The sequence below is a fragment of the Kitasatospora griseola genome (genome assembly GCF_044999035.1).
In the GTDB taxonomy this organism is placed as follows: Bacteria; Actinomycetota; Actinomycetes; order Streptomycetales; family Streptomycetaceae; genus Kitasatospora; species Kitasatospora griseola.
In genome coordinates, this window is the sequence record NZ_CP173360.1 from 373,697 (window position 1) to 393,772 (window position 20,076).

The 20,076-nt window shown below is 72.3% G+C and carries 20 protein-coding genes and 2 pseudogenes; 9 read left to right on the forward strand and 13 right to left on the reverse strand.

The genetic code is table 11. The annotated features are described in order from the left end of the window. Positions 1-62: 62 nt before the first annotated feature. On the reverse strand, positions 63-1,280 hold the full coding sequence (locus ACI1MP_RS01835) for an FAD-dependent monooxygenase (protein WP_404867496.1): 1,218 nt from the start codon (positions 1,278-1,280) through the stop codon (positions 63-65). A 169-nt stretch (positions 1,281-1,449) separates the two neighbouring features. Here ACI1MP_RS01835 and ACI1MP_RS01840 point away from each other — a divergent pair, with 169 nt between their 5' ends. Next, entirely contained in the window at positions 1,450-2,415 is a 966-nt protein-coding gene (locus tag ACI1MP_RS01840; protein ID WP_404867497.1) for a TetR/AcrR family transcriptional regulator C-terminal domain-containing protein, read from the forward strand. Here ACI1MP_RS01840 and ACI1MP_RS01845 read toward each other — a convergent pair. Then, complete coding sequence (locus ACI1MP_RS01845) at positions 2,388-3,452, reverse strand: ATP-dependent DNA ligase (RefSeq protein WP_404867498.1); 1,065 nt, start codon at positions 3,450-3,452, stop codon at positions 2,388-2,390. The genes ACI1MP_RS01840 and ACI1MP_RS01845 overlap by 28 nt on opposite strands. Positions 3,453-3,639: 187 nt before the next feature. On the opposite strand from ACI1MP_RS01845, the gene ligD reads away from it, so the two are divergent. Further along, positions 3,640-4,632: a non-homologous end-joining DNA ligase gene (gene ligD / locus ACI1MP_RS01850; protein ID WP_189273059.1), complete on the forward strand. Its 993-nt coding sequence runs from the start codon at positions 3,640-3,642 to the stop codon at positions 4,630-4,632. Positions 4,633-4,639: 7 nt separating this feature from the next. Here ligD and ACI1MP_RS01855 read toward each other — a convergent pair whose 3' ends face one another. Continuing rightward, a complete protein-coding gene (locus ACI1MP_RS01855; RefSeq protein ID WP_404867499.1) occupies positions 4,640-5,434 on the reverse strand; it encodes a class II aldolase/adducin family protein in 795 nt (264 codons plus the stop codon). Between the two features lie 103 nt (positions 5,435-5,537). After that, positions 5,538-6,035, reverse strand: coding sequence for a hypothetical protein (locus tag ACI1MP_RS01860; protein ID WP_404867500.1), 498 nt, complete (start codon positions 6,033-6,035; stop codon positions 5,538-5,540). 448 nt (positions 6,036-6,483) lie between these two features. Between ACI1MP_RS01860 and ACI1MP_RS01865 the strand changes: the two genes are divergently transcribed. Then, positions 6,484-6,663 carry a helix-turn-helix domain-containing protein gene (locus ACI1MP_RS01865; RefSeq protein WP_404870752.1) on the forward strand — a complete coding sequence of 60 codons (180 nt, stop codon included), beginning with the start codon at positions 6,484-6,486 and terminating at the stop codon, positions 6,661-6,663. A 94-nt stretch (positions 6,664-6,757) separates the two neighbouring features. Here ACI1MP_RS01865 and ACI1MP_RS01870 read toward each other — a convergent pair whose 3' ends face one another. Beyond that, positions 6,758-6,994 carry a chaplin gene (locus ACI1MP_RS01870; protein WP_404867501.1) on the reverse strand — a complete coding sequence of 79 codons (237 nt, stop codon included), beginning with the start codon at positions 6,992-6,994 and terminating at the stop codon, positions 6,758-6,760. A gap of 218 nt (positions 6,995-7,212) precedes the next feature. Between ACI1MP_RS01870 and ACI1MP_RS01875 the strand changes: the two genes are divergently transcribed. Next, on the forward strand, positions 7,213-7,905 hold the full coding sequence (locus ACI1MP_RS01875; RefSeq protein ID WP_404867502.1) for an alpha/beta fold hydrolase: 693 nt from the start codon (positions 7,213-7,215) through the stop codon (positions 7,903-7,905). A gap of 168 nt (positions 7,906-8,073) precedes the next feature. Here the strand turns inward: ACI1MP_RS01875 and ACI1MP_RS01880 are convergent, their stop codons facing one another. After that, positions 8,074-8,418, reverse strand: a complete 345-nt coding sequence (locus ACI1MP_RS01880; protein WP_404867503.1) for a MerR family transcriptional regulator — start codon at positions 8,416-8,418, stop codon at positions 8,074-8,076. 64 nt (positions 8,419-8,482) lie between these two features. On the opposite strand from ACI1MP_RS01880, the gene ACI1MP_RS01885 reads away from it, so the two are divergent. Next, positions 8,483-8,818: a putative quinol monooxygenase gene (locus ACI1MP_RS01885; RefSeq protein ID WP_380331145.1), complete on the forward strand. Its 336-nt coding sequence runs from the start codon at positions 8,483-8,485 to the stop codon at positions 8,816-8,818. 61 nt (positions 8,819-8,879) lie between these two features. On the opposite strand, the gene ACI1MP_RS01890 is transcribed toward ACI1MP_RS01885, so the two are convergent. The 3 genes from ACI1MP_RS01890 to ACI1MP_RS01900 are packed head-to-tail and all read right to left on the reverse strand — an operon-like array spanning position 8,880 to position 12,330. Then, complete coding sequence (locus tag ACI1MP_RS01890) at positions 8,880-9,608, reverse strand: succinate dehydrogenase/fumarate reductase iron-sulfur subunit (protein WP_043911941.1); 729 nt, start codon at positions 9,606-9,608, stop codon at positions 8,880-8,882. Continuing rightward, complete coding sequence (locus ACI1MP_RS01895; protein WP_404870753.1) at positions 9,605-11,548, reverse strand: fumarate reductase/succinate dehydrogenase flavoprotein subunit; 1,944 nt, start codon at positions 11,546-11,548, stop codon at positions 9,605-9,607. Before ACI1MP_RS01895 ends, ACI1MP_RS01890 begins: the two co-directional genes overlap by 4 nt. A gap of 32 nt (positions 11,549-11,580) precedes the next feature. Then, positions 11,581-12,330 (reverse strand): succinate dehydrogenase cytochrome b subunit, encoded by a 750-nt coding sequence (locus tag ACI1MP_RS01900; RefSeq protein WP_404867504.1) that lies wholly within the window; start codon positions 12,328-12,330, stop codon positions 11,581-11,583. Between the two features lie 84 nt (positions 12,331-12,414). Here ACI1MP_RS01900 and ACI1MP_RS01905 point away from each other — a divergent pair, with 84 nt between their 5' ends. Next, the gene (locus ACI1MP_RS01905) at positions 12,415-13,338 is read left to right on the forward strand and encodes a LysR family transcriptional regulator (RefSeq protein WP_100584989.1); all 924 of its coding nucleotides are present in this window, start codon (positions 12,415-12,417) and stop codon (positions 13,336-13,338) included. An 80-nt stretch (positions 13,339-13,418) separates the two neighbouring features. Continuing rightward, on the forward strand, positions 13,419-13,961 hold the full coding sequence (locus tag ACI1MP_RS01910) for an MOSC domain-containing protein (protein WP_380331153.1): 543 nt from the start codon (positions 13,419-13,421) through the stop codon (positions 13,959-13,961). A 41-nt stretch (positions 13,962-14,002) separates the two neighbouring features. On the opposite strand, the pseudogene ACI1MP_RS01915 reads toward ACI1MP_RS01910, so the two are convergent. Further along, positions 14,003-14,927: pseudogene (locus ACI1MP_RS01915) on the reverse strand (alpha/beta hydrolase); the annotation flags it as partial. Positions 14,928-14,951: 24 nt separating this feature from the next. Between ACI1MP_RS01915 and ACI1MP_RS01920 the strand changes: the two are divergent. Together ACI1MP_RS01920 and ACI1MP_RS01925 are read left to right on the forward strand one after the other, a co-directional pair. Next, positions 14,952-15,486, forward strand: a pseudogene (locus ACI1MP_RS01920) (TetR/AcrR family transcriptional regulator C-terminal domain-containing protein). A gap of 438 nt (positions 15,487-15,924) precedes the next feature. Next, positions 15,925-18,072, forward strand: a complete 2,148-nt coding sequence (locus ACI1MP_RS01925) for a M4 family metallopeptidase (RefSeq protein WP_404867505.1) — start codon at positions 15,925-15,927, stop codon at positions 18,070-18,072. Positions 18,073-18,157: 85 nt separating this feature from the next. Here the strand turns inward: ACI1MP_RS01925 and ACI1MP_RS01930 are convergent, their stop codons facing one another. From ACI1MP_RS01930 to ACI1MP_RS01940, 3 genes are all read right to left on the reverse strand, one after another. Further along, positions 18,158-18,841 carry an HD family hydrolase gene (locus tag ACI1MP_RS01930; protein ID WP_380331159.1) on the reverse strand — a complete coding sequence of 228 codons (684 nt, stop codon included), beginning with the start codon at positions 18,839-18,841 and terminating at the stop codon, positions 18,158-18,160. Between the two features lie 90 nt (positions 18,842-18,931). After that, entirely contained in the window at positions 18,932-19,201 is a 270-nt protein-coding gene (locus tag ACI1MP_RS01935) for a hypothetical protein (protein ID WP_380331162.1), read from the reverse strand. Positions 19,202-19,461: 260 nt separating this feature from the next. Next, positions 19,462-19,722, reverse strand: coding sequence for a hypothetical protein (locus ACI1MP_RS01940; RefSeq protein WP_404867506.1), 261 nt, complete (start codon positions 19,720-19,722; stop codon positions 19,462-19,464). Positions 19,723-20,076 lie beyond the last annotated feature (354 nt).

The window sequence follows — 20,076 nt, forward strand, 5'->3', positions numbered from 1 at the left end:
CCGCCGACCCGGTCGCCATGGTCCTGCGCGACGCGCTGGTTCGGCCGCTCCCGACGGTGCGCTCAACTCCGCTGCGAAGAAGGCGCGTTGGCGTAGTCCGGCAGCGCCACGTCACTCGCCTTCGCCGCCTGGGCCGCCATCAGGGTGCGCAGGGGCCGGCGGGTCATCCAGCGCATGGACGCGGCGCGGAGGGCAATCATGGCGCGGCCGTTGGGGGCGTAGCCCGCCATGCCGCCCGGGGGGAGTTCCTGGGCCTTGGCCGCGTAGGGCTTCATCCGGTCCTGGAAGCGGGCGAAGGCGGTGGTGAAGTCGCCTTCGGCGGTGGCGAGTTCGCCGGCCAGCAGGTAGGCGCCGACCAGGGCGAGGCTGGTGCCGAGGCCGGTGAGGGGGGTGGGGCAGCAGGCGGCGTCGCCGATCAGGGCCGTGCGGCCGCGGGTGTAGCGGTCGAGACGGACCCGGCCGAGGTGTTCGAAGTAGAAGTCGTCGGCCTCCGCCATCGCGGCGAGCAGTCGGTCGACCTCCCAACCGGCCCCGGCGAAGCGGTCGGTGAGCAGGCGCTGCTGGGCGGCGCGGTCGCGGCGGTCGTGGGCGAGGGGGGCGGAGCGGAAGCTGAGTCCGGCCTTGACTTCGCCGGGCGCCCGGCCGGGGCGGGCCATCGCCACCCGCCCGCCGGGGGCGTTGTACATCAGGAACCAGTCGTCGAGGTCGAGGTCGAGGCGGGCGGTGAACCAGGCGGTGTAGCCACCGATGGGGACGACGTGCTCGCTCTCGGGGCCGAAGGCGAGGCGGCGGACGGTGGAGTGCAGGCCGTCGGCGCCGACCACCAGGTCGAAGCGGCGCGGCGGGGCTTTCTCGAAGGCGACGTCCACTCCGTCGGCGTCCTCCCAGAGGAAGGTGACGGTGTCGTCGAAGAGATATTCGACGTCGTCGGCGGTGGCCCGGTGGAGCACGGCGGCGAGGTCGTCGCGGAGGATCTCCAGGTCGGAGACGATGCCTTCGCCGCCGAAGGCCTCGGTGGGCAGTTCGGCGAGGCGCCTGCCGTTCCGGTCGACCAGGGCGAGGCCGCGCTGGTCGACGGCGAGCTGCCGAGCCTGGTCGAGCAGGCCCATCCGGTCGATGACGGTGCGTCCGGCGCCGCGCAGGTCGACGGCCTGCCCGCCGGGGCGGGGCCCGGGCGCGCGCTCCACCACGACGGGACGGAAGCCGGCCTTGCGTAGCCAGTACGCCAGCGTGGGTCCGGCGATGCCGCCGCCGGAGACGAGGATGTCCGCATTCTTCATGACACCGAACGTACGCCGTACGCGCCGCCCCGAGCAACCGATACAGCAAGGATTTACGAATTGCTGCACTAGTGCACTAGTGCGCTCCGAGAAGGTCGGAACCCTGATCCGGTGCCGCGGCGGGCAGCTAGCATGGGCCGACTGGTGCACTAGTGCGGAGGTGGAGCGGGTGGACCGCTACGAACAGATCGCGGGCGAACTCCGGCAGCGGATCGAGCGCGGCGAGCTGCGGCCCGGCGACCGGGTGCCGTCCACTCGGGAGATCACCCGCCGCTGGAACGTGGCGATGGCCACCGCCACCAAGGTGCTCGCGGAGCTGCGCGGCCAGGGCCTGGTCCGGGTGGTCCCCGGCGTCGGCACGGTGGTCGCCGAGGCCGCCGCACCCGCTCGGACGCAAGCGTCGGCCCGCCCGGCCGCCGGCGAGCGGCAGATCCCCCGTCGGCTCACCGTGGAGGGCGGCCTGACGACGGACCGGATCGTCGCGACGGCGGTGGAGATCGCCGACAGCGAGGGCCTGGAGGCGCTGTCGATGCGCCGGGTCGCCGCCGAGCTGGACGCCGCCACCATGTCGCTGTACCGGCACGTCCCCGACAAGGACGGCCTGGTCAACCTGATGATGGAGCAGGTCTTCACCGCCGTCGGGTTCTCCGCCGCCGACGCCGAACTGCCCTGGCGGGCCCGGCTGGAGCTGGCCGCCCGGCTGCTCTGGGACGTGTTCCGGGCGCACCCCTGGCTGGCGTCCGCACTGTCGATGACCCGCCCCCAACCACTCTCCAACGCCCTGCCGTTCGGCGAGTGGGTGCTGTCCACCCTGGCCGCCGAGGGCCTGGATCTGCAGACCGTGCTCACCGCCTACCTGACGCTGTTCAACTACGTCCGCGGCACCGCGCTCAACCTGGAGATGGAGGCCGCCGCCGAGGCCGCCACCGGGCAGGACGCCGAGGCCTGGATGGACCAGCAGGAGCCCCAGTTCATGGAGCTGGTCGCCGAACACCCCACCTTCCTCCGACTCACCACGGAGGGCTACGACTTCGACCTCGACCAGCTCTTCGACTTCGGGCTGCAGCGCCTGCTGGACGGCTTCGCCGCGCTGATCGACTCGGCCGCTCAGCGCAGCAGTTCGCCCAGGTCGTAGGAGACCGGCTCCTCCAGCTGCGCGTACGTGCAGCTCTCCGGTGTGCGGTCCGGCCGCCAGCGCTTGAACTGGGTGGTGTGCCGGAACCGGGTGCCCTCCATGTGGTCGTAGCCGACCTCGGCCACCCGCTCGGGGCGCAGCGGTACCCAGGACAGGTCCTTCTTGCCGGTCCAGCGGCTGACCGCGCCGGGCAGCCGGTCCGCGGCCTGGGCCTGTTCGTCCGCCCAGGCCGCCCACGGATGGCCCGTCAGGTCGTCGCCGTCCAGTCGCAACGGGGCGAGTTCCTCGACGAGTTCGCGGCGGCGCGCCATCGGGAAGGAGGCGCTGACGCCGACGTGCTGGAGGCGCCCGCCGGGGTCGTACAGGCCGAGCAGCAGGGAACCGACCACGGGGCCGCTCTTGTGCTCGCGGTAGCCGGCCACCACGCAGTCGGCGGTGCGGGTGTGCTTGACCTTGAACATGGTCCGTTCGCCGGGCCGGTAGGGGGCGTCGAGCGGTTTGGCGACCACGCCGTCCAGGCCGGCGCCCTCGAAGCGGGAGAACCAGGTGCGGGCGGTCTCCAGGTCGGTGGTGGCGGGGGCCAGATGGACGGGCGGGGCGGCGTCCGCCAGCAGCTGGACGAGTTCGGCGCGGCGTTCGACCAGCGGGCGGGCGGTGAGGTCGTCGTCGTCCAGGGCGAGCAGGTCGAAGGCGACCAGCGAGGCCGGGGTGCGTTCGGCGAGCGTGCGGACCCGGGACGCGGCGGGGTGGATGCGCTCCAGCAGTTCCTCGAAGTGCAGCCGCCCGTCGTGCGCGACGACGATCTCGCCGTCCACCACGCACCGCTGGGGCAGCTGCTCCCGGACGGCCGCCACGACTTCGGGGAAGTACCTGGTCAGCGGCTTGCCGGTGCGCGACCCGAGCTCGATCTCGTCGCCGTCGCGGAACACGATCGCCCGGAAGCCGTCCCACTTCGCCTCGTACTGCATGTCGGGCGGGATCGCGGCCACGGCCTTGGCGAGCATCGGCGAGACCGGCGGCATCACGGGTAGCTGCATGCCTCCGATGGTCGCTGTCCCGCCCGCCGCCCCACGGCGTGTCGGACCCGCCCGGCGTGTCGGCGGCCCGACGCCGCCTCGGCGGGCCTGACGCCGCACCGTCGATCCGACGGCCGCCTCGGCTCCCCGCCACGCCCGAGGTGGCGCAACGCGCGGTCGACGGGCGGCCCGCGCCTAGCGTGGGGGCATGGCTTCTGCTGTGGAACTGGAGGTCGGCGGCCGGACGGTGCGGCTGACCAATCCGGACAAGGTGTACTACCCGGAGCCCGGGTACACGAAGCGGGACGTCGCCGAGTACTACCTGGCCGTCGCTCCGGGGGTGCTGCGCGGTCTGCGGGACCGGCCGACCACGTTGCAGCGTTTCCCGGACGGGGTGGAGGGCGAGTTCTTCTACCAGAAGCGCGCGCCGAAGGGGCTGCCGGAGTGGCTGCCGACCGCGCGGATCGCCTTTCCGTCCGGGCGGAGCGCCGACGAGATCTGTCCGACCGAGGAGGCGGCCGTGCTGTGGGCGGCCAACCTCGGCTGTCTCACCTTCCACCCGTGGCCGGTGCGCCGCGCGGACACCGAGCACCCCGACGAGCTGCGCATCGACCTCGATCCGCAGCCCGGCACCGACTTCACCGACGCCGTCCGCGCCGCGCTCCAACTACGGCCGCTGCTGGAGGAGTTCGGCTTGACCGGCTGGCCGAAGACGTCGGGCGGCCGGGGCCTGCACGTGTACGTGCCGATCGAGCCGCGGTGGACGTTCACCGACTGTCGGCACGCCGTCATCGCGCTCGGCCGCGAGCTGGAGCACCGCACCGGCGGCGAGGTCACCACCAAGTGGTGGAAGGAGGAACGCGGCGAGCGGATCTTCGTCGACTACAACCAGATGGCCCGCGACCGCACCATCGCCTCCCCGTACTCGCTGCGCCCCCGCCCGCAGGCCACCGCCTCCACCCCGCTGCGCTGGGAGGAGATCGAACAGGTCTCCCCCGCCGACTTCACCCTGCGCACCCTCCCCGAGCGGTTCGCCGAGCTCGGCGACCTGCACGCCGGGATGGCGGAGCGGCCCGCCTCCCTGGAGCGCGTGCTGGAGCTGTACGCGCACCAGGACGCGGGCGACCTGCCGTACCCGCCGGACCACCCGAAGATGCCGGGCGAGCCGCCGCGGGTGCAGCCGAGCCGGGCGAAGAAGTGACGGCGGGTCAGTCGAACAGGTCGGGCTGTTCGCGGGTGATCTGGTCGTGGAGCGGCTGGTAGTTGACCCAACCGGCCAGGTCGTTGCCGATCTGCCGGTACGTGAGGGCGGCGTTCTCCGGGGAGATCGGGACGGTGGGCCCGGCCGCCTGGGCGAGGAGCTGGACCTGGCAGGAGCGTTCCATGGTGATGAACCACCAGGCGGCGGCGTCCACGGTGGAGCCGACGGTCAGCAGGCCGTGGTTGCGCAGGATGACTGCCTTGTGCGGGCCGAGCGCGGCGGCGATCCGCTCGCCCTCCTCCAGGTCGGTGAGCAGGCCGGTGTAGTCGTCGAACAGGGTGTGGTCCTGGTAGAAGGCGCACACGTCCTGGGTGATCGGCTCCAGCCGGCGGCCGAGGGCGGACAGCGCCCGACCGTGGGTGGAGTGGCTGTGCGCGGCGGCCACCACGTCCGGGCGGGCCCGGTGGACGGTCGAGTGGATGACGAACGCGGCCCGGTTGACCGGGTACCGGCCCTCGACCACGGTGCCGTGGTGGTCGACCAGCACCAGGTCGCTGACCTTGACGTGCTTGAAGGACATGCCGAACGGGTTGACCCAGAAGTGGTCGGTGCGTTCCGGGTCGCGGGCGGTGATGTGTCCGGCGACGCCCTCCTCGAACCCGAGCTTGCCGAAGATTCGCAGCGCGGCGGCCAGGCGTTCCTTGCGGTGGCGGCGTTCCTCCTCGACGGTGTCGAAGGACGGCGGCAGCCGGAAGATCAGGTCGGCGGGCAGGCCGTCGAGCAGGGACTCGGTGTCGGACATGGCAGGTCACCTCTCCGTGGGGAGCGCACAGCTCACCAGGGCCGGCGGGCTCGGGCATAGGCTTGCGGCGCCCAACGCGGACCGCGCCGGTTGTCCGCCGGGGTCAAGCACGGGAGGTGGGCGGCCGGTGGAGGCGTTCGTGCGGTTGGTGGCCGGACGCACCGCGGACCCGGAGGTGCTCGCGGCGGCGGTCCGGGCCGCCCGGGCCGCGTCCGACCTGGTCGCCGCGCTGCCGGAGCGCGAGGTGCGGCGGCACACCCGGGCGCTGCTGGACGGGGTGCGTTCGGCGCTGCAGGGCGACGGCGATCCGGGGCCGAGCGCGCTCGCGGCGGCGGCGCTGCTGGGTTCGGACCGGGCGCAGCAGGGGGTGCCGGTGGCGGCGCTGCTGGACGGTTTCCAGGCGGGGCGCTCGCACCTGGTGGAGGCGGTGATCGCGGAGGGCCGCCGGTGCGGCGTCCCGGCGGACGAGCTGCTGGACGGGGTGACCCGAATCGACCACATCACCATCACGCTGGCCCGCCGGATGGTGCAGGAGCACCGGGTGGCGGAGCTGGCGGCGGCCCGCACGGCCCGCGAGGGAAGTCTGCTGATACTTCGTCACCTCCTGCACGGGGAGCCGGTGGAGCCGCTCGCCGCACCGCTCTCGCCGACCGGCCGGTACCGGTGCGTGGTGACGGCGGTGAGCGATCCGGCGCTGGCCGGCCCGCCGGAGCAGGCGCTCACGGCGGCCGGCCCCGGCCTGTGCGGTTTCGTGGACGGCCGGCTGGCGGCGTTGACCGGGACAGTTCCTGTCCTGCCCCTCGACGGCCCGACCGCCGTCGTCACGCCGCCCGCCGAGCCGTCCGGTCTGGCCCCCCTGTACGCGCTGGCCCGGCAGGCGCTGCGGGCCGCCGAGTCGGCCGGACTGACCGGGCTTCACCGGCTGGCCGACCTGGCGCTGCTCACCGCCACGCCCGCCGACGCCGAGCTCGGGGCCCTGCTGGGCGGGCTCCCTGCTGGGCGCGCTGGACCCGGCCGATCCCTTCCACCGGGAACTCGCCGGCACCGCGCTGGCCCAGCTGGCCCACGGCGGCCGCGCCGAACGGACGGCCGCCGAGCTGCACGTGCACCCCAACACGGTGAAGTACCGGCTGCGCCGGCTGCGCGAGCTGACCGGCGACGACCCGTTGACCGGCGGCGTCGAGCACACCGCGCACTGGTGGTGGGCGCTGCGCAGCTGGCTGGCCTGACGGCACGCCGGCGGACCTGCGGGGCCGGCGGCCGTCCGGGCCCGCCCGCGGGATGCGGCGGGCCCGAGCAGCACGCGGCTTCCAGCGCCGTCGGTCACTTGTTGATGCAGACGTTCCCGAACGCGGCGTTGCCCAGGCCGATCACGTTGATCGAGTTTCCGCAGATGTTGAGATCCAGGTCGATGGGAACCTGGATCTGGTTGCCGGAGAGGACGCCCGGCGAGTTGGCGGCCACGCCCTCCGCGATGGCGTCGGCGGCGGCGGAGCCGGCGCCGACCAGCAGACAGGTCACGGCCAGGCCGGAGGCAGCGAGGGACTTGCGGATACGCATGACTTCTCCAGATGTGTTGATCCGATAATCGGAGCTCGATCACACCTGCCCGAGCGGGCCGAACCGCCGCATTGCACGGATCGTGGGCGTGTCCGACGACACCGCGACCACCGGCCCGCTCCTCCGACCAGGCGGAACGAACCGGAACGAACCGGCAGAGCATCAACCGGCGTCCGAAAAGCCGGAGTTGGAGAACGTACCGACGGTAACGTGGGGACATGACCGAGAACCTGCTGATCGACGCCGCCGGGATCCGACTGACCGGGCTGGCCGCGGGGCCGGTGGACGGTCCCGTCCTGGTGCTGCTGCACGGGCTGGGGCTGGGGGCCGCGGACTTCGCCGGAGTCCTGCCCGGACTGGCCGCCGACCGCCGGGTGTTGGCGCTCGATCTGCGCGGCCACGGCGGCAGCGACCGGCCGGGCGCCTACACCCTGGAGCTGCTGTGCGACGACGTGCTCGCCGCACTGGACGCGCTCGGGCCGGCCAGGGTGGACCTGCTCGGCCACTCCATGGGCGGCGTGGTCGCCTACCTGCTGGCGGGCCGACACCCCGAGCGGGTACGGCGGTTGGTGCTGGAGGACGTGCCCGCCCCGCACCCGCGCGAGGAGGAGCCCGCCCTCCGGCCGGACGGCCCGCTCGCGTTCGACTGGGAACTGGTCCCGGCGCTGCGCCGCGAGCTGTACGCCCCGCCCGCCGAATGGGCCGCCGCGCTCGCCGCCGTCACCGCCCCGACCCTGGTGATCGCGGGCGGCCCGACCAGCCACCTGCCGCAGGACCGGGTCGCCGAACTGGCCGACACCGTCCCCGACGGCCGCCTGCACACCGTCCCGGTGGGCCACCTGGTGCACGAGGCGGCCCCGGCGGAGTTCACCCGCCTGGTGCTCGACTTCCTGGCACAGGACATGAATTGACGATCCGTCAGCACGCTCCCGTCACCGGCTGATCCACCTGCGCGGCGGCACAGGCGTGCCGGGGCGCCACCCGACCACCCGCGTGACGGCACCGCTCGGCGTGCAGCAGGTCGGAACCGCGCCGACCAGTCGGATGCCCGGTGCCACTTCACCTCACCTGACGCTCCGTCAGGCCACTTCGGCGACACGGGCGGTGAGGTCGGCGAGGGCGTCGCGGGCGGTGCTGAGTTCACCGATCCGGGTGTTCAGCTCGGCGAGCTGGGCGGTGAGGCGGTCACGGACACAGGGGTGCAGCCGGCCGCCCTCCCAGCACGGCATCAGCTCGCGGATGGTGCGGCTGGTCAGCCCGGCGGCGAGCAGTGCGCGGATCCGGCCGACCTGGACGGGCGCGTCCGCTTCGTACTCGCGGTGGCCACCCGGGGTGCGGTGCGCGGTGAGCAGTTCCTGCTGCTCGTAGTAGCGCAGCAGGCGCACCGGCACGCCGGTGGCCCTGGACAGCTCCCCGATCCGCATGTGACCCACCCCACAGCCGCGCGACTTGAACCTCACACCGGTGTCACATCCTACGGTCGTCGACATGACGACGAACCAGAGCAACCACCCCGCCGAACCGGTCGCACTGTACGGCTTCCTCACCCCGAAGGACGGCCACCGCGAGCAACTGCTCGACCTGCTGGCCGAGTTGGTGGAGCCCTCGCGCTCCCGCCCGGGCAGCCTGGTGTACCGGCTGCACGAGCAGGAGGACGGCCGGATCTTCCTGTACGAGCTGTGGGCGAGCCGGGAGGACCTGGCGGCGCACCACGCGACGCAGGTGCTTAAGGACGTGCTGGAACGACTTCCGGAGCACCTGGCGGGTGCTCCGGAGGTCTACGAGGGGCAGCTGTACGGGGAGCCGGCCGGCTCGCACGGCTGAGCCCCGCCCCCGGGCCCGCTCGACCGGGCAGGCCCTCGCGGCCGGGCCCGCCGGGGCCCGCTCAGCTCCGCAGGAACTCGCGGTTGAGCCGGGCGATGCCGGTCAGCGGGATGCCCTTGGGGCAGGCGGTGGCGCACTCGCCGGTGTTGGTGCAGCCGCCGAAACCCTCGGCGTCCATCGCGCCCACCATGTTCCGCACCCGCGAGGCGCGTTCGGGCGCGCCCTGCGGGAGGACGTTGAGGTGGACCACCTTGGCGGCGGTGAACAGCATCGCCGAGCCGTTCGGGCAGGCGGCGACGCAGGCCCCGCAGCCGATGCACTCGGCGTGCTCGAAGGCCAGGTCGGCGGCCTCCTTGGGGACGGCGGTGGCGTGCGCCTCGGGGGCCGAGCCGGTGGGTGCGGTGATGTAGCCGCCGGAGCCGATGATCCGGTCCAGCGCGGAGCGGTCCACCACCAGGTCGCGCACCACGGGGAAGGCGCCGGCCCGCCAGGGTTCGACGTCGATGGTGTCGCCGTCCTTGAAGTGCCGCATGTGCAGCTGGCAGGTGGTGGTCCGCTCGGGGCCGTGGGCCTGGCCGTTGATGACCATGCCGCAGGCGCCGCAGATGCCTTCGCGGCAGTCGTGGTCGAAGGCGACGGGGCGCTCGCCGCGCAGGATGAGTTCCTCGTTGAGGGTGTCCAGCATCTCCAGGAAGGACATGTCCTCGCTGATGCCGGAGACCTGGTAGATCGTCATCTCGCCCGGGGTGTCCGGGCCCTGCTGGCGCCAGATGCGCAGGGTGAGGTTCACGCGTAGCTCCGCTGGGTGGGGTGGACGTGCTCGAAGACGAGCTCTTCCTTGTGCAGGACGGGGGCGTCGCCGGTGCCGGAGAACTCCCAGGCGGCGGCGTACGTGAACTCCTCGTCGCGGCGGGCGGCTTCGCCCTCGGCGGTGGCGGACTCGGTGCGGAAGTGGCCGCCGCAGGACTCGGCGCGGTGCAGCGCGTCCAGGCACATCAGTTCGGCGAGTTCGAAGTAGTCGACCAGCCGATTGGCCTTCTCCAGCGCCTGGTTGAGCTCGGCGCCGGTGCCGGGGACCTTGATCCGCCGCCAGAACTCCTCGCGCAGCTCGGGGATCCGGGCCAGCGCGTGCCGCAGGCCGGCCTCGTCGCGGGCCATGCCGCAGTTGTCCCAGAGCAGTTCGCCGAGTTCGCGGTGGAAGGAGTCGGGGGTGCGGTCGCCGTCCACCGCGAGGATCAGGTTGAGGCGGTCGGTCACCTCCGCCTCCACTTCGGCGAGTTGCGGGTGGTCGCCGGGGACGGGCTCCAGCGGCGTGCGACCCAGGTAGTCGTTGAGGGTGGGCGGCAGGACGAAGTAACCGTCGGCGAGGCCCTGCATCAGCGCGCTGGCGCCGAGCCGGTTCGCGCCGTGGTCGGAGAAGTTGGCCTCGCCGATCGCGAACAGACCGGGGACAGTGGTCTGCAGGTCGTAGTCGACCCACAGCCCGCCCATCGTGTAGTGGATCGCCGGGTAGATCCGCATCGGCACGGTGTACGGGTCCTCGGCGGTGATCCGCTCGTACATCTCGAACAGGTTGCCGTACTTGGCCTCGACGGCGGCCCGGCCGAGCCGGGCGATGGCGTCGGCGAAGTCCAGGTACACCCCTTGCCCGCCGGGGCCGACGCCGCGGCCCTCGTCGCAGACCACCTTGGCGGCCCGGGAGGCGATGTCGCGGGGCACCAGGTTGCCGAACGCCGGGTAGATCCGCTCCAGGTAGTAGTCCCGCTCGTCCTCGGGGATCTGCGCCGGCGGCCGGGTGTCGCCCTTCGCCTTCGGCACCCAGATCCGGCCGTCGTTGCGCAGCGACTCGCTCATCAGCGTCAGCTTGGACTGGTGGTCGCCGGAGCGCGGGATGCAGGTCGGGTGGATCTGCGTGAAGCACGGGTTGGCGAAGTACGCGCCGCGCCGGTGCGCGCGCCAGATGGCCGTCGCGTTGGAGTTCTTGGCGTTCGTCGACAGGTAGAACACGTTGCCGTAGCCGCCGGTGGCGAGCACCACGGCGTCCGCCAGGTGGGTGCGGATCTCGCCGGTGACCAGGTCGCGGGCGACGATGCCGCGGGCGCGGCCGTCGATCACGACCAGGTCGAGCATCTCGGTGCGCGCGTGCAGCTCGACGTTCCCGGCGGCGATCTGCCGGGACAGCGCCTGGTAGGCGCCGAGCAGCAGCTGCTGGCCGGTCTGGCCGCGGGCGTAGAAGGTCCGGGAGACCTGGACGCCGCCGAACGAGCGGGTGTCGAGCAGGCCGCCGTACTCGCGGGCGAACGGCACGCCCTGAGCGACGCACTGGTCGATGATCTCCACCGAGACCTGGGCCAGGCGGTGCACGTTGGACTCGCGGGCGCGGAAGTCGCCGCCCTTGACGGTGTCGTAGAACAGCCGGCGGATCGAGTCGCCGTCGTTGCGGTAGTTCTTCGCGGCGTTGATGCCGCCCTGCGCGGCGATCGAGTGGGCGCGCCGCGGGGAGTCCTGGAAGCAGAACTGGACCACGTGGTAGCCCTGTTCGGCGAGCGTGGCACCGGCCGCGCCGCCGGCCAGGCCGGTGCCCACCACGATCACGGTGTGCTTGCGGCGATTCGCCGGGTTGACCAGTTTGGCCTCGAACCGCCGCTGGTCCCAGCGCTGTTCGATCGGCCCGGCCGGGGCCCGGGTGTCGGCGACCGGCGTGCCGACGGTGTAGTCGAGGTAGCTCATCGGGGCCTTCCCGGAAGTCGTGTCGTGGGCGCTCATCGGACCAGCCCCGTCATCACCGCGACCGGCACCGAAACGAAGCCGACCGTCAGCAGCAGCGCCAGCGCGTTCGCGACGAACTTCAACGCCCGGTCGCGGCGCGGGTTGTTGACGCCGAGGGTCTGCGCGGCGCTCCAGAACCCGTGCCGGACGTGCAGCCCGAGTGCGAGCACCGCCAGGCAGTAGATCCCGCCGCCGTACCAGGTCGAGAACGAGGCCACGATGTTCTGGTACGGGTGCCCCTCCTCGGCGGCCGGGTTCACCGTCAGCGTGGTCAGGTCGAGGATGTGCCAGACGATGAACAGGCCGAGGATCACCCCGCCCCAGCGCATCGTCCGGGTCGCGTACGTGCTCTGCCGCCGGCGGTGCACGTACTGCTGCGGGCGGGCCTTCAGGTCACGGCGGGACAGCTGGTAGGCGGCGACGCCGTGCGCGACCACGGCGGCCACCAGCACCGGCCGGGCCAGCCAGAGGAACCAGCCGTAGTGCAGCACCGGCTGCCCGATGGTGCGCAGCCAGTGCGCGTAGCCGTTGAGGTCGTCCGGGCCGAGGAACACCTTGAGGTTGCCGAGCATGTGGGCCACCAGGTAGGCGAGCATCACCAGCCCGCTGACCGCCATCACCGCCTTCTTGCCGACGGAGCTGCGCCACAGCGCCACTGCGGCCGACGGGCGCCGGCCCGGTGTGGGGGTCCGACCGGGAGCGGGGGTCCGGTTCACCCGGTTTGTCCGGGTAGCAGAAGCCATGGGCATGACCGTAGGCCCGGCGCGCAGCCGCTGTCCAAGACATGAAAGCGTTGCCGACGATAGGAGATGCCTATGATGGCTGGTGTGCAGTTGCAGCAGCTCGCCTACTTCGTCGCGGTCGCCGACGCCCGGCACTTCACCCGGGCCGCCGAGTCGACGCATGTCTCGCAGCCGTCACTCTCGCAACAAATCCGGTCACTGGAGCGGGAGTTGGGAGCCGAGCTGTTCCACCGCTCGCGCTCCGGCACCTCGCTGACCGATGCCGGGCAGGCGCTGCTGCCGCTGGCCCGCCGCATCCTGGCCGACGCGGAGAGCGCCCGGCGGGCCGTCGCCGAGACCGTGCAGCTGCGACGCGGCCGGGTCCGGTTCGGGGCGCCGCCCTCGCTCTGCGCCAGCCTGGTGCCCGAGGTGCTGCGGGCGTACCGGGCCCTGCACCCCGGCGTCGACCTGCGGCTGACCGAGGGCGGCTCGCGCGACCTGGTCCGCGACCTGGAGGCCGGCGAACTCGACCTCGCCCTGATCATCGCCGCACCGGCCGCCGCGCCCGCCGGCCTGTCCGTCACGCCGCTGCTGCACGAGGACCTGGTGCTGGTCTCCGCCGAACCGCTCCCCCGCCGCCGGGCCCGGATCACCGACCTGCGCGGCCAGGGCCTGGTGATGTTCCGGGAGGGCTACGACGTCCGCGAGACCACCCTCGCCGCCTGCCGCGCCGCCGGCTTCGACCCCGGCTACGCCGTCGAGGGCGGCGAGATGGACGCCGTCCTCGCCGCCGTCCGGGCCGGCCTCGGCCCCGCCGTCGTCCCCGGCATGGTCGCCGCCCGTTCCGGCCTTCGCTCCGCCCCCTTCGCGCCACCCGGCCTGGGCCGCACCATCGCCCTCGCCCACGGCCGCGACCTCCCCCTCACCCGCGCCGCCACCGCCTTCCGCGGCGTCCTGCTCGCCTACCTCCTGGACGCCGACCGCGCCGGCTCCCTCCCCCCGGGCACCCGCCTCCTCCCACCGGACTGAGCCGGGAGCGCCCTTCCCCGGGCCGTCCTCTCCGCATAGGGTGGGTGCACGGAACATCGGTACGGCGAGAGGTGGTCCGGATGTCGGGCACTGTCATGGCGGTCAGCAGCAACGGGGCGTATTCGTTCACCAAGCCCAATCGGACCGACATTCGACTGTTGGAGGGCCTCGGTGTCGAGGGTGATGTGCATGCGGGTGTCACCGTGAAGCACCGCTCGCGGGTCGCCCAGGATCCGACGGTGCCGAATCTCCGTCAGGTGCATCTGATCCACGCCGAGTTGTTCGACGACCTGGCCGAGGCCGGATTCGCCGTCGCTCCGGGCGAGTTGGGCGAGAACGTCACCACCCGCGGGCTGGATCTGCTCGGTCTGCCGGTCGGTGCGCTGCTGCGTCTCGGTGCGGAGGCGGTGGTGGAGGTCACCGGGCTGCGCAACCCGTGCGCGCAGATCGACAACTTCCAGCACGGGCTGCTCAAGCAGGTGGTGAAGCGGGACGAGAGCGGGGCGGTCGTCCGGCTGGCGGGCATCATGGGTGTCGTCCGGGCGGGCGGCCAGGTCCGGCCGGGCGACACCGTCACCGTCACGCTACCGGACGGCCCGCACCGGCCGCTCGACCGGGTCTGACGACGCGGTCCTGACTGTCCGTCAGTCCGCCAGGGCCGCGCGAGGAATTCGAGGATCTTCGTCCGGGCGGTCCCGGTCTGCGGTTCGAGGCCGGGCAGGGTGAGGAACGCGTTCCCCGCGCCCGGGTATTCGGAGAGCCTCGCCGACGCTCCCCGCCGCCCGCAGCCGCTCGGCGTAGCGGCGGCCGTGGTCGGCGACCGGGTCGTGAGTGGGCACCACGACGAGCGCCGGGGCGAGCCCGCCCAGGTCGGCCGCGTGCAGCGGCGAGACCGCGGCAGTGTCCGCCCCGGCGGGGCGGCGAGCCGCTGGACGAGCCGCGGTTGGGGCAGGGTCGGGGTCGGGATGGCGGCGAACGCAGCCATGGACGGGTGGTCGAAGGCCGCCCCGGTCACGTCGACCACCGGGTTGACCAGGACCTGGGCCCGCAGCTCCGACCCGGCCCGCCGGGCCCGGATCGCCGTCAGGGCGCTGATCAGCGCGCCACAGCTCTCGCCGAACACAGCTGCCCGTGACGGGTCGACGCCCCACTCGTCGGCGTGCATCAGCGGGTGGTCGAGGAACATCCCACCCGTCGTCGGCGGCGTCCGTGAGCGGACTGTCGGGGGCGAGGAGGCGGTGCTCGACCGAGACGACCAGCGCGGACAGTCGGGCGGCGAGGTGGCCGCTGGTCCGGTCGCACTGCGTCGTCGGCCCCACGAACCCGCTGCCGTGGACATGAACCACCAGCGGCAGCACAGCACTTCGACCTGCCGCCGGCCGGTACACCCGGACCGGGAGGTCGGGGCCGGGCAACGCCAACTCCTGCCATGCGATCGCCGCGTCGGGGTCGGACTCGCCGAGGATCGCCCGCGCGGCGGCGGAGGCCCGGCAGCGGTTCTCCGCCTCGCGGTGGGCGAGCAGTTCCTCGGTCGTGATCGTGTCGAAGTCCGGTGCCGGCAGCCGCGCCGCAGCAGTCGTCCCACTCAACCCCCTGCTCCCCTCGCCGCCGAACTGGGGACGGACTCCTCCAGCCTGTACCGGTACTTCCGCAACAGGACCGAGCTACTGCGCGCGGTCGCCGACCGGATCCTGCTGGCCTCCATCGACGGCCACCGACCCGAGGGCGACTGGAGGCAGCACATCACCCTGCTCGCCCGCCACCTACGCGCGAGGCCTTCGGCGAGCAGCCCCAACTCGCCGCGATCTGGGCGCTACGGGTCCGGCGGCACTGGTTCCCGGCTGGTCACGGAGGAACTGCTGCAGGCGCTGCGCGCCTCCGGCCTGCCCGACCGCGCGCTACCACCGCCTGGTGGTCCTGCTCTCCGCGCTGGTCTCCTCCGAGGCCGGCCTCAGCGGCATCACCGCCACCGAGTACGAGCAGGCCGTGGAGCAGTTCCGGGTCGCCGTGCTCGGCGCGGAGCCCAAGCGCTTTCCAGCCCTGGCCCATTTCGCCCGCGAGATCCGCCCGCTCGGCGCGGACCGCCCTGCCGTGTTCGAGGAGATCCTCGACGCGCACCCCGCCGACATTCGGGCCCGGCTCCCCTGAGCTGCCGGACCGCCGACCCGCCGGGAATTCGCCGAACGCGCTTCCTTCCCGTATTCCCGGGCAGGCCCCGTCCACGCGTTCCGGGCCGACGGAACGGCCGTGCCCGCATTCCGGTCGGCCTGCGCTTCCCCAGGCCTGAGCATTGCCGATGCCAAGACTTCTTGTGGCCGGATCACCTTCCGGTGTACTTTGGCGTGCCCGACAACTTCCTTTTCCCGTCGCTTTACTGATGGTGCATCAAAAAGGGCCACCCTACGCCGGGACGGCATTCTCCCTTGCGTTCCCCTTGCCATTCCCTTGCTACTCGACGCGGACATGTCGCAAGGGCTTCCGGCAGATCTAGCGTCCTGCCGCCGAGCCGATTCCCGCCGCGACACCACACCCCCTCGGTGCCGTCGGCCGTCCCCCCGTCAACCCGGCTCGGTGGGAGGAAACGCGATGAACCGCAAGACCGCTCTGGCGGCAGCTGTTGCGGCGGCCCTCACCCTGGGCACCGCCGTGGTGGCGGGTACGCAGAACGTCGCGCTGGCGAGTGGCGCCACGCAGTCGGGCGCCGGGTTCCAGGCGATGAGCACGACGGGCCGGTTGGCGGCCCTCGACCAGGCCGGCAAGGAGGCCGCCGCGACGGCGAAGGCGCTGGGCCTCGGCCCGGACGAGCGCTTGGTGGCCAAGGACGTGCTGGTCGACAACGACGGCGCGCGGCACGTCCGTTACGACCGCACCTACCGCGGCCTGCCGGTGCTCGGCGGCGACCTGGTCGTCCACCGCGCCAAGAACGGCCGCATCACGTCCACGAGTTGGGCCCACCAGGGGGCGATCCAGGTCGTCGGCGTAACGCCCTCGCTCTCCACCCAGGACGCCTCGAAGGCGGCCGAGCGCAGCGCCAAGCACGTCAAGCAGGCCCGCACCACCAACCTGGACACCAGCAAGCTGGTGGTCTGGGCGGCCGCCGGCAAGGCGCCGGTGCTGGCGTACCGCACCACCGTCACCGGCGCGGGCGAGGCCGGGGCGAACTCGCAGGAAGCCGTCCTGCTCGACGCCAACACGGGTGCGGTGCTGGACAGTTACCAGCTGGAGCAGGGCGTCTCGGGCACCGGCAACGGCGTCAACGTCGGCCAGGTCACCCTGGAGACCAGCCAGAGCGGCAGCGGCTACACGCTGACCGACGCGCTGCACGGCTCCACGGTCGTCTACGACTCCAACAACAGCCCGCAGTCCAATCCCGCGCAGAACGCCACGACCTTCACCGACACCACCGACAACTGGGGCGACGGCACCACCGCCAACCGCGAAAGCGCCGCCGTGGACGCCTCGTTCGGCCTCGCCAAGACCTGGGACTACTACAAGAACACCTTCAACCGCAGCGGTATCCGCAACGACGGCCGCGGCGCCCCGGCGTACGTGCACGTGGACAACCAGCTGCTGAACGCGTTCTACGACGACAGCTGCTTCTGCATGTCCTTCGGCGACGGCTCCTCGCAGAACAACAACACGCCGCTGACCGCGCTCGACGTCTCCGGCCACGAGATGACGCACGGCGTCACCGCCGCCACCGCCAACCTGAACTACTCCGGCGAGTCCGGCGGCCTCAACGAGTCGACCAGCGACATCATGGGCACCATGGTGGAGTTCTACGCCAACGACCCGGTCAACCCCGGGAACTACTACATCGGCGAGAAGCTCAACATGGGCAACGGCTACCTGCGCCGGATGGACGACCCGACGTTGGACGGCAGTTCGCTCGGTTGCTACAACAGCAACGCGGGCTCGGTGGACGTGCACTACTCGTCCGGCATCGGAAACCACTTCTTCTACCTGACCGCCGAGGGCACCGGCACCAAGACCATCGGCGGCCTGCCGCACAACGGCACCACGTGCAACGGCGACAGCTTCAGCGGCATCGGCAAGGACAAGGCCGCGGCGATCTGGTACCGCGCCCTCACCACCTACATGACCTCCACCACCGACTACAGCGCTGCCCGGACCGCCACGCTCCAGGCGGCCGCCGACCTGTACGGCGCCAACTCGCAGGAGCAGTACATCGTCTCCAAGGCGTGGGCCGCCGTCTTCATCGGCACCGCCCTGCCCAACCCGGGCGGCGGCACGCCGACCCCGTCCCCGTCCGGCTCGCCCACCGGCAACCCGAACCCCGGGAACGCCCTGGTCAACGGCGGCTTCGAACAGGGCACGACCGGCTGGACGCAGAGCGCCAACGACATCACCAACTCCAACCAGCAGACCCCGCACGGCGGTTCCTGGTACGCGTGGATGATGGGCTACGGCTCCACCGCGAGCGAGACCCTGTCGCAGGGCAACATCGCGGTGCCCGCCGGCACGCCCAAGCTCACCTTCTGGCTGAAGGTCAGCACCCAGGAGACCGGCACCACGCCCTACGACACCCTGAAGGTCACCGTCAACGGCGCCACCGTGGCCACGTACTCCAACGCCAACGCCAGCGCCGGCTACGTCCAGAAGACCGTCAACCTGAGCGCCTACGCCGGACAGACCGTCAACCTCCAGTTCAACGGCCAGGAGGACGCCTCGCTGGCGACCACCTTCCTGGTCGACGACGTGAAGATCGGCTGACCTGCCTGCTCGACCTGCTCGACCTGCTCGACCTGCTCGACCGCGAGGGTGCCGTCCGGTGCGGCGCCCTCGCGGTCGAGCGCCGTCAGCCCTGCTCGGCGCTGTCGCCGCCGTCGCCGCCGCTTCCGCTCCGCGACCAGCCGCGCCGCTCGCCCTCGTCGATCAGTCGCTGCCCGGCCTTCCACAGCGTCGCCGACGCGTCACCGATCACCGCCTTGCGCGCCCGGACGTCGTCGGCTGTCACCCCTGGCGTGCGCCAAGTTCCGCCGTGTGCCATCCAGTTGAGAAGCAGCGGCTGCAACCGGTCCATCGCCTTGGCGAACCGTGCCTCCGGGGTGCGGCGCTCCTCGAACTCGTCCCACAGCCCCCGCAGCCGCTTCGCCTGGTCCTTCGGCAGCAGCCCGAACAGTTCGTCCGCCGCCACCGCCTCGCGCTCCGCCTGATCGACGCCCGCCGCCGTGTCGTACAGCGGCGTGTCCCCCGCGTAGATCTCCACCAGGTCGTGGAGCAGGACGAGTTGGACGGTGTGCCCGACGTCGATCGGCTCGTCCGCGTACTCCGCGAGGACGCCGACCATCATCGCCAGGTGCCAGGAGTGCTCGGCGTCGTTCTCCCGCCGTTCGGCGGCGACCAGCGGCGACTGCCGCAGGATCGTCTTGAGCCGGTCGATCTCCACCAGGAAGGTGAGCTGGGCACGCAGCCGCTCGTCGATGCCGTCGTCGGGGAAGGGCGTGCGGTCCACCAGCAGGGGGCGGGGTTCGTCGCTCATGAGGCCCATCGTGCCACGGCCGCTACCACCCACACGCACAACAGCGGTGCCCGGCGGGTGGGGCACCCGCCGGGCACGCGGCTTGCAGTGTCAGCCGTTCTGCCAGGTGGCGCCAGAGCCGGCGAAGGCACCGGAGACGCCGGTGTCGTCGGACCAGATCCAGAAGTCGGTGTGCTGAAGCCCGTCGGCACCCACCGCGGAGTTCGTGTCCGCGACACCGGACCCGTTCTGGTCCGCGACGAACTGGCCCTCACCGAAGTTCGCGTCCAGGCCCTCTTGGGCGGAGGCGAGCCCGGCGCAGCCGATCACGAGGGGGGCGGCGAGGGCAGTGACGGCCAGAGCACGCTTGACACCACGCATGAGAATCTCCTCCGAGAAGTCCGCTCGACGGCGTGGCCCGACGGTGGCCCCGCCGGTTCCAGCCAGCCACGGGATCCGAGCGGCCGCAAAGGGGCCGTGCGGCCGTGCAGCCCTGACGGTTCGTCATGGGCCCTTGCGCCTGCGCGGGACGGGCAGACCGAAGGTTCACCCCTGGGTGGTCACCCGGGAGGGCTCAGACACGGGTGCCCGGCGGGTGGGGCTCCCGCCGGGCACCCGAAGGTGAGTGTCGAGGTCGCCCCTTAGAAGTGGGCACCGGCCTCGTTGTGAGAGCCCTCGACGCCCTCGTCGCCGGCGAAGACCCAGCCGGCACCGTGCTCGACGCCGCCCTCGTCGACCTTGGAGAACACGTTGGCCTCGCCGGCGCCCTCCTCGTTCGCGACGAACTGGCCCTTCTCGAAGTGGGCCTCGGGGCCTTCGTGGGCGGAGGCGAGCCCGGCGCAGCCGATCGCGAGGGGGGCGGCGAGGGCAGTGACGGCCAGAACGCGCTTGATACCACGCATGAGAAATCTCCTCCGAGTAGGTGGTTCAGTGGCGGGGCGCGGTGGTGGCCCTGCCGAGATCCAGCCAGCCACGGGATCCGGAGTGCCGCAAAGGGACCGTGCGTCCGTCTGGTCCTGACGTCGCATCACCATCCGGCGCGCCTGCGGGGATGGCGCGGTTCGACGGTTCACTCTTGGGTGGTCACCCGGGAGGCGCAGACACCGGGATCACCAGGCTCGGACCGCAAGAAGCTGACGACCCGTCAGATATACGCGCCTGCTTCGGTGTTTCTGCCTCGCCAACCTCGTCCCCCGGCGGGAATCGACTGGCGCGGCGTCTTATGGCGGGCCTTCGAGATCCTCGGCGACGCCCGG